Source organism: Pseudochelatococcus sp., from assembly GCF_050946405.1.
GTDB lineage: Bacteria > Pseudomonadota > Alphaproteobacteria > Rhizobiales > Beijerinckiaceae > Pseudochelatococcus.
Window position 1 is genome coordinate 109,655 of record NZ_JBMNUS010000006.1, and the last position, 12,636, is coordinate 122,290.

General features: G+C 66.5%; 10 protein-coding genes and 1 tRNA gene. 6 read left to right on the plus strand and 5 right to left on the minus strand.

The annotated features are described in order from the left end of the window. Positions 1-106: 106 nt before the first annotated feature. The gene (locus ACOYJQ_RS10815; protein WP_433458331.1) at positions 107-1,093 is read right to left on the minus strand and encodes a LysR substrate-binding domain-containing protein; all 987 of its coding nucleotides are present in this window, start codon (positions 1,091-1,093) and stop codon (positions 107-109) included. A gap of 260 nt (positions 1,094-1,353) precedes the next feature. On the opposite strand from ACOYJQ_RS10815, the gene ACOYJQ_RS10820 reads away from it, so the two are divergent. Beyond that, positions 1,354-2,724, plus strand: a complete 1,371-nt coding sequence (locus ACOYJQ_RS10820; protein ID WP_433458333.1) for an MmgE/PrpD family protein — start codon at positions 1,354-1,356, stop codon at positions 2,722-2,724. Between the two features lie 160 nt (positions 2,725-2,884). On the opposite strand, the gene ACOYJQ_RS10825 is transcribed toward ACOYJQ_RS10820, so the two are convergent. Further along, positions 2,885-3,670 carry an IclR family transcriptional regulator gene (locus tag ACOYJQ_RS10825; RefSeq protein WP_433458335.1) on the minus strand — a complete coding sequence of 262 codons (786 nt, stop codon included), beginning with the start codon at positions 3,668-3,670 and terminating at the stop codon, positions 2,885-2,887. Positions 3,671-4,048: 378 nt separating this feature from the next. On the opposite strand from ACOYJQ_RS10825, the gene ACOYJQ_RS10830 reads away from it, so the two are divergent. Then, positions 4,049-6,130 carry a TonB-dependent receptor gene (locus tag ACOYJQ_RS10830; protein WP_433458337.1) on the plus strand — a complete coding sequence of 694 codons (2,082 nt, stop codon included), beginning with the start codon at positions 4,049-4,051 and terminating at the stop codon, positions 6,128-6,130. A gap of 22 nt (positions 6,131-6,152) precedes the next feature. Here the strand turns inward: ACOYJQ_RS10830 and ACOYJQ_RS10835 are convergent, their stop codons facing one another. After that, positions 6,153-6,950 (minus strand): ABC transporter ATP-binding protein, encoded by a 798-nt coding sequence (locus ACOYJQ_RS10835; protein ID WP_433458339.1) that lies wholly within the window; start codon positions 6,948-6,950, stop codon positions 6,153-6,155. A gap of 122 nt (positions 6,951-7,072) precedes the next feature. Here ACOYJQ_RS10835 and fepB point away from each other — a divergent pair, with 122 nt between their 5' ends. Genes fepB through ACOYJQ_RS10855 form a run of 4 tightly spaced genes read left to right on the plus strand, consistent with a single transcriptional unit; the run spans position 7,073 to position 11,457 of the window. Next, entirely contained in the window at positions 7,073-8,056 is a 984-nt protein-coding gene (gene fepB / locus ACOYJQ_RS10840) for a Fe2+-enterobactin ABC transporter substrate-binding protein (protein ID WP_433458341.1), read from the plus strand. Then, complete coding sequence (locus tag ACOYJQ_RS10845) at positions 8,053-9,096, plus strand: FecCD family ABC transporter permease (protein ID WP_433458343.1); 1,044 nt, start codon at positions 8,053-8,055, stop codon at positions 9,094-9,096. Before fepB ends, ACOYJQ_RS10845 begins: the two co-directional genes overlap by 4 nt. Beyond that, positions 9,093-10,130, plus strand: a complete 1,038-nt coding sequence (locus ACOYJQ_RS10850; protein WP_433458345.1) for a FecCD family ABC transporter permease — start codon at positions 9,093-9,095, stop codon at positions 10,128-10,130. The genes ACOYJQ_RS10845 and ACOYJQ_RS10850 overlap by 4 nt, the downstream gene beginning before the upstream one ends. A gap of 19 nt (positions 10,131-10,149) precedes the next feature. Next, positions 10,150-11,457 (plus strand): NtaA/DmoA family FMN-dependent monooxygenase, encoded by a 1,308-nt coding sequence (locus ACOYJQ_RS10855; protein WP_433458347.1) that lies wholly within the window; start codon positions 10,150-10,152, stop codon positions 11,455-11,457. A gap of 211 nt (positions 11,458-11,668) precedes the next feature. On the opposite strand, the gene ACOYJQ_RS10860 is transcribed toward ACOYJQ_RS10855, so the two are convergent. Both ACOYJQ_RS10860 and ACOYJQ_RS10865 read right to left on the minus strand, forming a co-directional pair. Beyond that, positions 11,669-11,753: transfer RNA gene (locus ACOYJQ_RS10860), tRNA-Leu, on the minus strand. 134 nt (positions 11,754-11,887) lie between these two features. Beyond that, on the minus strand, positions 11,888-12,352 hold the full coding sequence (locus ACOYJQ_RS10865; protein WP_433458349.1) for a SufE family protein: 465 nt from the start codon (positions 12,350-12,352) through the stop codon (positions 11,888-11,890). Positions 12,353-12,636: the final 284 nt, after the last annotated feature.

The window sequence follows — 12,636 nt, forward strand, 5'->3', positions numbered from 1 at the left end:
AGGATAGTTTGCCGTTCTTGCCGAACGCCAATAGGATTTGCGGGGTGGCTGCCATAACGAAATGTGATGTCCGGCGCATCAGGCCGGGCGGCGTGGCGCGCCGGAGTCAGCCGGGTTCCTCGGGCAGGATCGTCGCGCCCACCCAGCGGCCCGTGCGGGCGAGGTCGCGCAGCACCTCGCGCGTCAGCGCCTCGATGGCGGCGACGGCGTTCGTCATCGGGCGCTCCAGCGCATGCGCCAGACGGACGGAACGCTGGAGCGCCGGCCGGGAGATCGTCCAGCTTCGAAGATCGCCCGCCGCCACCTCGCGCGCGATCGCGTTGAGCGGCAGGATGGAATAGCCGAAGCCGGAGGCGACGAGCTCCTTGATGTTGGAATAGGAATCGACATCGATCGCCGTGTTCAGCTCGAACCCGGCCATGAGCGCCTGCCGTTCGAGAAGCTCGCGCAGGCCGTGCGCCTCGCCCGGCAGAATGAGCGGCAGGGCCGCGATCAGGCCATAGTCGAGCGCCTCGCCTTCCACGGATATCTCCATGGATATCTCCATGCCGGGCCGGGGCGTGGCGGGACCGAAAAAGACCAGCTCCTCTTCCAGAACCGGCACGGTGGCGATGCCGCTGTCGGCCGCGTCGCGGTAGAGCACGCCAAGATCGATCCGCGCCTCGCGCAGCCATCCCAGGACGAAGCCGCTCATCGCTTCGGCGATGCGCAGCTTGATGTTCGGATAGCGCGCCCGCGCCGCGGTGATCAGCGGCACGGTGAGGATCTGGCTGATGGTGCCGGGGAGCCCCAGGCAGACCTCGCCGCGCGGGTTGTTGTCGTGGACGCGGATTTCCTCCTCGGTCGTCGCGAGCTGGTCGAGAATGATGCGCGCGTTGCGCAGCAGGATTTCGCCCGCCTCCGTGGGCACCACGCCCCTGGGGCTGCGGAAAAGCAGCGACGTGCCGAGATCCGTCTCCATGTTGCGGACATGCATGGACAGCGCCGGCTGCGCGATGCGCAGCAGCGATGCGGCGCGCGAGAACGATCCCTGCTCGGCGATCGCGACGAAGTAACGAAGCTGGCGAATGTCCATCGCGATCCTGTCAGACAAGAACCCCATCATATGGTGAAAAATGATAGAGACGGTCCGGGCCGCACACAAGCGACGGCCTCGTCGTCATGTCTTTTCCTATCGCCGTTTCCTATCGCCGTGCGAGAAAAAATATATTTCCCCTATGCCGCCGCAAGGTCCATCCTTCGCGGCAGGCGGGATGAGCCGTCGCGCAGGCGCGGCCGGTCTTCATGCGCCGGTTCCCGGCCACAGGGGCGCTTCCCACCAGCGATTTCCGACCAGCGACGAGGTTCGATGCGATGTCCGTAACGCACATCATGGCCACCTTTGCAGCCGAAACGGCGACCGCCGACGTGCCGCAGGCCGTCTCCGAACGCGCGCTCGCCCTTGCGACCGACCTGATCGGCTCGACGATACGCGCCGCGAACGAGGTCGATTCCACCCCGTCGATCCTGGCGATGCTCTCGCGCCTCGGTCTCGACAGGGGCGACGAATGCATCGTCTTCGGCCTCAACCGCCGCTATCCTGCTGCCGCGGCGGCGCTTCTCAACGGGGCGCTCGGCCATTCGCTCGATTTCGACGACACGCATGCGGACAGTTCCCTGCATCCCAGCGCCCCGGTGGTGCCCGCCGCCTTCGCCGCCGCCGAGCTGACGCGCGCGTCGGGCGCCGATCTGCTCGCCGCCATCGCGATCGGCTTCGAGATCTGCTGCCGTCTCGGCGTGGCGCTCGATCCGGCCGTCCATTACGGGCGCGGTTTTCACCCCACCGCGACGGCGGGCGTTTTCGGCGCCGCCGCCGCCGCCGGCCGCCTGCTGGGGCTCGATGCGGCGAAAATCGCCGGCGCATTCGGCGTGGCCGCGAGCCAGGCGTCGGGATCGCTGCAATTTCTCGCCAACGGCGCCTGGAACAAGCGCTATCAGGTCGGCGAGGCGGCCATGAAGGGGCTGATGGCCGCGACGCTCGCCGATGCGGATTTCGTCGGCGCGGTAGATGCCATCGACGGCAAGCACGGCTTCCTGCGCGCCTACAGCGACGGCGCCGATCCGGCCCGCGCGGTGGAAAACCTCGGCGCAGAGTGGGAAACCCTCCGAATCGGCGTCAAACCCTATCCCGCCTGCCGCTATACCCATGCGGCGGTGGACGGCATTCTCGCGCTGCAAAAGCGGCATGCCTGGGCCGGCGGCGACATCGAGCGCGTCACCGTCGGCCTGCACGGCAACGGCATCACGCTGGTCGGGGCGCCGCTGGCGGGGAAACGGCGCGCGCGCAGCATCGTCGACGGGCAGTTCTCCATGCCCTTCGCGGCCGCCGTGGCCCTCACGCGCGGCCGCTTCGGATGGGACGACTACGACCTTCTCGGCCATCCCGAAATCGACGCCATCGCCGACCGTGTGGAGGTGGTGCGCGACGCGAGCCTCGAAGGGTTGCGCCATCCGTTCGGCGCCACGCTGGAGATCGTCGCGCGCGGGGAAAGCCACCGGCTGCGCGTGCCCGATCCGTCCGGCGAGCCCGAGACCTTTCCGTCGCCCGCCGATGCCGCGGCGAAGTTCCACAGTCTCGCGGGACCGGTGCTGAATGCGGATACGGCCGCTTTCCTCGACACGCTGCGGGCCGTGCCGGCGGCCCCGGACGTGCGCGCGCTCTTCCTGGAGCGTCAGACCTTCTAGAGCGTTTTCAAGCAGAGCGGATATCGCTTTGCGTGAAGAAAGCGCGTCAAGTCAATAAGATAGAGCATTTCGGCATTTCAACGAAACGCCGAAATGCTCTAAGCTTCATATTCTGTTGCAATGCATTCAAGTCGATGGATCGATTCGAACGCAAACTGCTCTACCCTCCGGTTTCAACGGCCACGGCCCGAGCGGCGTCGAGCAGCGCCTGCCGCTCTTCCGGGAGCTGTTCCTCGCCCAGATTGGCGATGGTGGTCATGACGCAGACGATCTCGTGCTGGGCGTCGAAGACCGGCACCGCCTGCCCGATGATCTGCGGCAGGAGGTGGCCCCGAAGCTCGCACCAATGCGTCGCGCGGATCTTTTCCAGCGTTTGCGCCGCCGGCGGCTTGCCGCGAAAATGCTCCGGCTGGCGCTGCCTCGCGGCCTCGATGCGGCTCGCCGGGAGAAAAGCCTGAAACATCAGGCCGCAGGCGGTGTTGTCGAGCGGCAGGATATCGCCCAGACCGAGGGAGCTGATGGAGAAATAGGCGCTCCTGTACCAGCGCACGAGCGTCGGCCCGCGTTCCGTCCAGATGGCGACGCCGCCGCTCGCCGCGATGCAGCTCGCCAATTGTTTCATGTGCCGGGCGGCGACCTCGACCGGCTCCACCCGCTTGAGCGCCGCGATCCCGATGCTCAGCGCCGCCGGCCCGAGATCGTAAAGCCCCGTGGCGGCATCCTGCGAGGCCAGCCCCTCCTTCACCAGACTTTGCAGATAGCGGTGCGCGGTCGAGCCCACGGTGCCCGCGCGCCGGGCCAGCACCCCCAGCGTCAGCGGCTCCTCGGCATTGGCGAGAATCGTCAGAAAGCGCGCGGCCATGGACACCGACTGGATGGTGCCGGCGCGCCTTTCGGCCTGCGGTGCAGATTCGGCATTTGCCGCGCCGGTTGAGGATGCTGCCAAGGTCGTCTCCCGCGATAGCGAAACAGCCGGTTCGGAAAGCCCGATCGTTCCGCCCGCCTCCGCCGCGAGGCTGCCGCCCGGCGGGTGCGAATCAGCGCCGGCTATTCGATCCAGAATGTTTGATTAGTTTAATTCCAGTATTTGGACAACATAAGCTTTCTCCGTGCGAGTGATCGCACGCGGTTGGCAAGTTGAATGTGGCAAAAAAGTCATAAGCGATCCCCGAATACGTTTTTGCCGGATGCGGCGGGCGCGTGCCGTTGCAAAAACGGAATGCGTTCTGCACTGTGGAAATCCGTGAAGGAATGATGTGCGGAAGCAAGCCGCAGGTATTGCCGAGGTGTCGGACGCCCGGCCGTTCAGATGATGAGGGTGAAAATGACGCTGCATGCGTTTGCGAGGAAGTTGTTGGGCGGTGCGAGCGTCGTGTCTCTTTCCGTTCTGGCGGCGACGGCGGGTTTCGCGCAGGAGCGGGAGGAGGCGACCGTCCTCGAACTGTCGGAGATCACGGTGAGCGGCGAAAAAATCGAGCGCAGCCTGCGTGAAACCGCAAGCTCCGTCACCGTGCTGACGGCGGAGGATATCGCGCGCAAGCCCGGAGCTGCATCCGTCTCGGATGCGCTCCAGGGCGTTCCGAACGTGATCTATCCGGATTCGGTCAGCGCCCCGGTCATCCGTGGCCAAGATACGCAAGGCCCCAACACCGGCGCCACCGCTTTCTTCGCCGGGACTGTGCCGCGCGCAACGATCAATCTCGACGGTCATTACCTGAATTTCAACGAGTTCTACTACGGCGCGACGTCGGTTTGGGATGTCCGCAGCATCGAGGTGTTTCGTGGGCCGCAGACAACCTCGCAGGGCGCGAATGCGATCGCCGGCGCCATCATCGTCAACACGAAGGACCCGACCTTCACGCCTGAAGCCGCCTACCAGACCGAGTTCGGCAGCTACAACACGAAGCGGGGCTCCTTCGCGCTCTCCGGTCCCATCGTCAAGGACGAGCTCGCGGCTCGCCTTGCGGTCGACTATTCGGGGCGCGACACTTTCATCGACTACATCAATCCGAACATGGTGCCCGGGGACACCGACCTGGATTTCAAGTCGCTGAACGCCCGCTTCAAGCTTCTTTGGCTGCCCTCCGCGATTCCGGGCTTCGAAGCGAAGCTCACCTATTCGTATACCAACACCAACCGGCCGAGCCAGGAGGCCGCAACACGGCCGTTCGGCTGGCTGAACAGCAATTCTGCGACGATGCCGTCATGGGAGCAGGACACCCACACCGGCATCCTCGACATAAGCTATGATTTCTCCAACGGCTTCAAGATCTTCAACCAGGCGCAGTACACGGACTCCTCCGTCCGCCGCATCGCGAACGTCGCGACCAACGGCAATGCGGATATCGACCAGAGAACTGTGTCGAACGAGACGCGTGTCACCTTCGGCGACGAGAACAGCAAGCTGAGCGGCGTTGCCGGCCTTTATTATGCGCACACGAAATCCGATGAAAAACTGTACCTCAGCGGTGTTTCGACTTTCGACGACACGAAGCAGAACCTCGGCATCTTCGGCGAGGCGAGCTACAAGCTGACGGACCGCTGGACGTTTACCGGCGGGCTCCGTTACCAGCAGGACGATATCCAGCGCCTCGGCACCTCGGTCTATACGCGGACGCCGGTGGATTTCGACAAGACCTTCTCGGCGCTGCTGCCGAAGGCATCGATCGCCTTCGCCGTCACGCCGGACTGGACGGTGGGCGCTATGGTGAGCCGCGGCTACAACCCCGGCGGCGTCGCGCTCAATCTTACCTCCGGGCGGTGGGTGACCTTCAAGGAAGAGACACTCTGGAACTATGAGCTGTTCACGCGCGCAAGCCTGATCGACAACAAGCTATCATTGAACGGAAACCTGTTCTATACGGACATGAAGAATGCGCAATACAACATTCCCGTCGTGATCTCGCCGGGCGTTACCCAATCCTATACGATCAATGCCGAGAAGGCCCATGCCTATGGTCTCGAGGTCGGAATCGATTACCGGGTTCTCGACAACCTGACGCTGAATGCGAGCGCCGGCCTGTTGCAGACCGAGATCGACGAGATATCGAGCAACGCCAATTACGAGGGCAACGAGTTCACGAAGTCTCCCGGTTATACGCTGACTTTCGGCGCGAGCTGGGATGTGACCGACAAGCTCAACATTTCCGGGCAGGTCCGTCATCTCGACGGCTATTTCTCCGATATCGCGAACTCGCCCGATTACAAGGTCGATGCCTATACGATCGCGGATGCGCGGGTGAGCTACCGGTTCCACGAGCATCTGCAACTCTACGGCTACGTCAGGAACATTTTTGACGAACAGACGCCGACCTACATTCAGCAGAACCGCAGCGTCACCGGCGGCATCGAGGCGAGCATGACCATGCCGCGCACGTTCGGCGTCGGTGTCAAGGGCTCGTTCTGAGGCGCTCCGGCCCTCGGGCCGCTCACCGCTTTCCCGCTGCGCCGCGCCCTCTCGGCACGACCAGCGGGGTGCCGGTGACGGGATCGGCGATGATGAGGGACGGCAGGTCGAAGACCCGTTCGACGAGTTGTCCGGTTATGACGGCGGCGGGTTCGCCCTGGGCCACGATGGCGCCCTCCTTCATGGCGATGATGTGGGAGGCGTAGCGGCAGGCATGGTTGAGATCGTGCAATACGGCGACGATCGTGCGCCCCTCGCGGTTGAGGTCGGCGAGCAGATCGAGCAGGTCGATCTGATGGGCGATGTCGAGGAAGGTGGTCGGCTCGTCGAGCAGCAGGATCGGCGTCTGCTGGGCCAGCGCCATCGCGATCCACACCCGCTGACGCTGGCCGCCGGAAAGCGCATCGACGGGACGCTCCGACAACGGCGCGATGCGGGTGGCCTCCATCGCCGCGGCGACGGCCTGCTCGTCCGCCGCGGACCATTGCCGCAGGAACGACTGGTGCGGATAGCGGCCGCGCGCGACGAGATCGGCCACCGTGATGCCTTCGGGAGCGGTCGCGCTTTGCGGCAGCAGGCCGAGGCGGCGCGCCACGTCCCTCGCGGGCAGGCTGCCGATGCGCCGGCCGTCGAGGATGACCTGCCCGGACGACGGCGCCAGCAGCCGCGACAGGGCCCGCAGCAGTGTGGATTTGCCGCAGGCGTTGGGGCCGACGATGACGGTGAACGAACCGTCCGGGATGGCGACGGAGAGATTTTCCGAGATCGTTCGCTCGCCGTAGCGCAGGGTTACGGCTTCGGCATGCAGGCGATGCGTCATCGATGGAACTCTTTCCGGAACGGTGGAGACGTCTTCTGTATTGCATCGTGGAATGCGTTCTGCAACATGGATCGCATGGCGTCAGGTCCGCCGTGCGGGCGCTCCGATCGCGATGAGGCTCGATGATGAATCCCGAAAGACTGCTCCGTATCGTGCCGGCCGTTTTCGCCGTGCTGCTTCTGTCGGCTCAGGTCGCGCAGGCTCAGGTTATGCTTGCGCAAGGCGGCTGGCCGCGAACGATCAGGCACGAGGCGGGGGAATTGACCCTCGCGTCGCAGCCGAAGCGGATCGTCTCGGCAACGCCCAGCGTCACCGGCATCCTGCTCGCCATCGGCGCGCCGGTCGTGGCGAGCGCGGCGGCGACGCGCACGAGCCTGACCGATGACAAGGGCTTTTTCCTGCAATGGGCCGATGTCGCGGACGCGCGCGGCGTCACGGTCCTCTATCCCGATCTCGAGTTCGACATCGAGGCCGTGATCGGCGCGGCCCCCGACCTGCTGGTCGTCTCGGCCGCCGGCGGCGACAGCGCGGCCCAGCATTATGCGGAACTGGAAGCGCAGGGCATTCCGACCGTGGTCGTCAATTATTTCAACCGGGGCTGGCAGGAGATCGCATCCGAACTCGGCCGGGCCACCGGTCTTGAGGAAGGAGCGAGGGCGGCCGTCGCGCGCTTCGACGCCCATGCCGCCGAAGTGGGAGCCTCCCTCCGGCCGCCGGCCGGCCCGGTCAGCATCGTCGGCTACAACATCGGCGCCAGCTATTCGGTGAGCCGGCCCACCAGCCCGCAGGCGGCGCTGCTCCGGGCTCTCGGTTTCGAGGTGGCGGGGCTGCCGCCGGGGCTGCGCCCCGACGAGACGCGACGCGGATCGGACTTCGCCTTCGTCTCCCGCGAGACCCTGTCGGCGGCCATCGCCGGTGAGACCGTGTTCCTGCTCAACGGCACCGAGGACGACGCGAAGGCGTTTCTGGCCGATCCGGTTCTCGCGAATCTGCCGGCGGTCGTGAAGAAGCAGGTCTATCCGCTCGGCCCCACCTCGTTCCGCATCGATTATTATTCCGGGCGTCAGTTGATCGACACGGTGGCCCGGTACTTCCGCAAGCCATGACCTGCGTCGCCGACGACGCCGGCACGCGCGCGCCGTTCCTGCGTCGCAGGCGCGCGCGAGGGTTTGTGGCCGGCGTTCTGGCGCTCGGCGCGCTTGCCCTCGTCAGCCTCGTGGTCGGCTCGCGTCCCGTTCCGCTGGCGGAGGCGTTCGATGCGCTGCGCGCCTATGACGCCGGCAACGACCGCCACCTCGTCATCCGGGAACTGCGCGTTCCGCGCACGTTCGTGGCCGTGCTGGCGGGCCTTGCGCTCGGCGTGGCGGGGGCGGTGATGCAGGCGGTGACGCGCAACCCGCTTGCCGAGCCGGGGCTGCTCGGCATCAACGCCGGCGCGGCGGCGGGTGTCGTCATCGGGGTCGCCGCCTTCGGCGCCGCGACGATGGCGCATTATGTCTGGTTCGCTTTCGCGGGGGCGGGGCTTGCGGGCGTCGCGGTGTTTCTTCTCGGGCAGGCGCATCGGACGGGCATCGATCCCGTGCGTCTCGTGCTGGCCGGCGCCGGCCTGTCGATCATGCTGGCTTCAGTCACCGGCATCGTCATCCTCAATGCGCCGCTGGCGGTGTTCGACGATTTTCGCAACTGGGCGGCGGGTTCGGTCGAGGGCAGGGGGCTCGATGTCGCCGGCGTGCTCGCCCTCGCCGTCGCGGCCGGGCTGGGAATGGCGCTGCCCATCGCCGGCAGCCTCAACGCCATGGCGCTGGGGAGCGATCTGGGGCGGGCGCTCGGGGTCGACGCCCGCGTCACCTGGCTGCTCGCCTGTCTGTCGGTGATGCTGCTGTCCGGCGCGGCGACCGCCGCCGCCGGGCCGATCGCGTTCGTCGGCCTTGCCGCGCCGCATGCCGCCCGGATGATGACCGGCCCGGATTACCGCTGGATATTGCCCGGCTCGGCGCTGCTCGCGGCGATCCTGCTGCTTGGCGCGGACGTGCTCGGCCGGCTGATCGCGGCTCCTTCGGAGGTCGCGGCGGGCATCGTCGCCTCGCTGCTCGGCGGGCCGTTCTTCATTGCCGTGGCGCGCCGGTTCCGGTTGATGAAGCCATGAGCGGCGCGGGTGCATCCCTCCTGCGGCTCGGGCCGTTCTCCCGCCGGTGGAGGCCGCGCGCCGCGCTGGTTTGCGCCCTGCTCGCGGCGGTCGGTCTGACGCTTGCCGTCATTCTTCTCGGCACGGGAACGCTGGCCTTCACGCCGTCCGAGGTGATCGGCGGCCTGCTCGGCACCGGTGAAAACGCCACGGCTGAGCGCGTGATCGTCCGCGTGCGGCTGCCGCGCGTGCTGACCGCGATTTTCGTGGGCGCGGCGCTCGGCATGGCGGGCGCGATCTTCCAGTCCGTCTCGCGCAACCCGCTCGGCTCGCCCGATATCATCGGCTTCACGACCGGCGCCGCGACGGGCGCGATCGTGCAGATCATATTGTTCAACGCCGGCCCGTTCGAAACCGCGCTGGCGGCGGCGCTCGCGGGCGTGAGCACGGCGGCGGCCGTGTTTCTGCTGTCGCGAAAGGGGGGCGCCACGGGCGGCTACCGGCTCGTGCTGGTGGGGATCGGCGTCGGCGCCGTGCTGTCGGGCGTCAACACGGTCCTCGTGACGACCGGCGATCTCGATCAGGCCATTTCCGCCCAGATCTGGCTGGCCGGCTCGCTCAATACGCGAACCTGGTCGCATGTCCTGCCGGCGGCGCTGGGCTTCTGCGTCGTCGCGCCGTTCGCGGCCCTGCACGCAAGACGCCTCGACCTGCTTGAAATGGGCGACGATGCCGCGAGCCAGCTCGGCGTCGCCGTGGAGCGCACGCGGCTCGTCATGATGACGGTCGCCGTCGCGCTGACGGCCATCGCCACGGCCGCCGCCGGCCCCATCGCCTTCGTCGCGCTGGCCGGCCCGCAGCTCGCGAGGCGTCTCACGCTGTCGTCCGACGTGCCGCTCGTTTCCGGCGCGGTCATGGGGGCGGTGCTTCTCCTTGCCGCCGATCTGGCCGGCCAGCGGTTTCCGTTCAGCATCCGCATGCCGATCGGGCTGACGACCGGCCTGCTCGGCGGGCTTTACCTGCTGTGGCTGCTGGCGCGCGGCAGAAGGATCTGATCGCCAGACGGGGATGACGATGAAAGACCGCAGAAAGCTTCACATCGGCATGTCGCTGGCGCCCACGTGGTTGAACGGCGATGCGTGGCGCCGCGCGGACAGCGCCGCCGAGGGACTGTTTTCGGGCGATTACTACGTCGACATCGCGAAGCGGGCGGAGGCGGTCCATCTCGATTTCGTCTTCCGTCCCGATGCGCTTTTTCTGCCGGTGGAGGCTCTGGAAACGGGGCCGGGCTTCGCCAGCCTCGACCCGACGGTGCTTCTCGCCGCCATCGCCCGCGAGACGTCGCATATCGGGCTGCTGTCGACGGCCTCGACCGCTTTTCTCCCGCCCTATGTCGTGGCGCGACAGATCCAGTCGCTGCACTGGTTGAGCAATGGCCGCGCCGGCTGGAACATCGTCACCGCGCTTGCAGGACACGAGAATTTCGGTCTCGAGGCCATGCCGTCGTCCGAGGCGCGCTATGAAAGGGCCGCGGAGTTCACCGAGGTCGTGAGGCTGCTCTGGGAGAGTTTTCCGAACAGGGCGCTGAAGATCGACCGGGCAAGCGGACGATATGCCGATTCCGCGCTGGTGCGGCCCGTCGACCATGCCGGGCGGCACCTGAACGTGCGCGGGCCGCTCAACCTGCCCGCTTTCGACAAGGTGCCGATCCCGCTCGTGCAAGCCGGTGCATCGCCCGCCGGGCGCGACTTTGCCGCTTCCGTCGCCGACGCCGTCTTCGCGTCGACGCCTGATCGGGACGCCGCGCTCGAATTGCGGCAGGACCTGCGCCTGCGCGCGGAGCGCCACGGCCGCGCGGCCGGCGATATCCGCCTGCTGCCCGGTCTCAGTCTCTATCTGGCCGACACCCGCGCGCAGGCCCGCGATCTCTTCGCCGCGACCCATGCGCGGACGGACAGGGCGGCCGTGCTGGTCGCCATCGGCGAGGCGCTCGGGATCGATCTTCTCCGCTGGCCGGTGAATCGTCCGCTGACGATGCGCGATCTGCCCGCATCGCCACCGGAACGGCCGCGCAGCCGGACGCACGCCGCCCTTCTGCGCCGGCTTGTCGCGCGCGATGCGCCGACGCTCGACGACCTGCTCCGCCGCCCGGAAGGCGTTGGATCGGCGCATTGGCAGATCGTCGGCACGGTGGCGGATGCGGTCGCGGAAATCGCGGACTGGGCGGCCGCCGGCGCGATCGATGGTTTCATCGCGACGCCGGGCGGTTCGGTCGGGTCCATGCATCTTGCGCTGGGGGCGCTCGTTCCGCGCCTGGCGGAAGCGGGGCTGTTTCGCGAGCGATATGCCGGGGCAACCTTCGCCGGTCATCTGGACGAGTAGACCGTCGGGAGACACGAGCGCTCCAAGCTGTGGTCGGGAGGGAGGCTCGTGGAAAACTGCGTTTGCCGGCCGTGCGGAATCCGTCAACACATACGATGCACGAGACATTGACGGATAACGAAAACCACCATGCCACCCGGTCATCCCCGACGGCTGCGGCCAAGCTTCGATTTTCGGATTGTCTTTCAACATCAACGATTTAAGAAACCGTTGGTGCCCAGGAGAGGACTCGAACCTCCACGACTTGCGTCACTGGTACCTGAAACCAGCGCGTCTACCAATTCCGCCACCTGGGCTCGCCTCAAGCGAGGTGCTCTGTTTACGAAGACGTTCTCGAACTGTCAATGGGAGAACGCGGTTATTGTGATGCTCATGTGACGCCTGTGGACAAGTTCCGTCCGATCCGGCCGTTTCGCCGGCCGGGAAGGCGTCATGCATGATCGGCGGTGGCCGCCATGCCGCGTGACGGCTGCGGGAGGGCGTGCTTGGCGTCGCTCCTGATTCGGTCCACCATCGATCGCAGGCCGTTCGAGCGTTGGGGCGTCAGGTGGGCGGCGAGGCCGAGCCGGTCGAAAATCGCGAGGGCGTCGGCGCGCAGGATATCGTCCGCCCGCTTGCCGGAAAAAATCGCCAGCGCCAACGCCACGAGGCCGCGCACGATATGCGCGTCGCTGTCGCCGATGAAGGTGAGCACCGGCACGCCTTCGGCGTCGTGGGAGACGGTCGATCGCAGCCACACCTGGCTGGCGCAGCCGCGCACCTTGTTGTCGTCGGTCCGTGCGTCGTCCGGCAACGGTTCCAGCATGCGTCCCAGTTCGATCAGATAGCGATAGCGGTCATCCCAGTCGTCGAGGAACGCAAAATTGTCCAGGATCTCTTCAAGGCCGGGCTGCATGTGATCGGGCTCGCTTGCTTGTTGTCCGTTATCGGTTGTCGTCGCGGCCGGGAGGTGTTTCCCGCAAAGGCGGCGCCCGCCTTCCCGACCGGTTTCCCATGTCAATATGGCGATTCCCGGTCGAGGCGCAAAGGCGGCTTTCGCGCCGGCGACGATTCAACTTATCAGTACGGGAATTAGCGTATATGCTGGATCCCAAGCGACAAGAATAATGCAGCGACGCGGGGAAACCGGGGCGCGATCGGAAGAGCCGAAAAACGGCCGCCGTCAAGCGGGAGGGCAAT

Excerpts from the sequence above, each read along its gene's own strand:
- ACOYJQ_RS10835 (WP_433458339.1), bottom strand. The coding sequence starts at position 6,950 with ATGACGCATCGCCTGCATGCCGAAGCCGTAACCCTGCGCTACGGCGAG.
- ACOYJQ_RS10830 (WP_433458337.1), top strand. The coding sequence starts at position 4,049 with ATGACGCTGCATGCGTTTGCGAGGAAGTTGTTGGGCGGTGCGAGCGTC.
- ACOYJQ_RS10850 (WP_433458345.1), top strand. The coding sequence starts at position 9,093 with ATGAGCGGCGCGGGTGCATCCCTCCTGCGGCTCGGGCCGTTCTCCCGC.
- ACOYJQ_RS10820 (WP_433458333.1), top strand. The coding sequence starts at position 1,354 with ATGTCCGTAACGCACATCATGGCCACCTTTGCAGCCGAAACGGCGACC.
- ACOYJQ_RS10855 (WP_433458347.1), top strand. The coding sequence starts at position 10,150 with ATGAAAGACCGCAGAAAGCTTCACATCGGCATGTCGCTGGCGCCCACG.
- ACOYJQ_RS10865 (WP_433458349.1), bottom strand. The coding sequence starts at position 12,352 with ATGCAGCCCGGCCTTGAAGAGATCCTGGACAATTTTGCGTTCCTCGAC.
- ACOYJQ_RS10845 (WP_433458343.1), top strand. The coding sequence starts at position 8,053 with ATGACCTGCGTCGCCGACGACGCCGGCACGCGCGCGCCGTTCCTGCGT.
- fepB (WP_433458341.1), top strand. The coding sequence starts at position 7,073 with ATGATGAATCCCGAAAGACTGCTCCGTATCGTGCCGGCCGTTTTCGCC.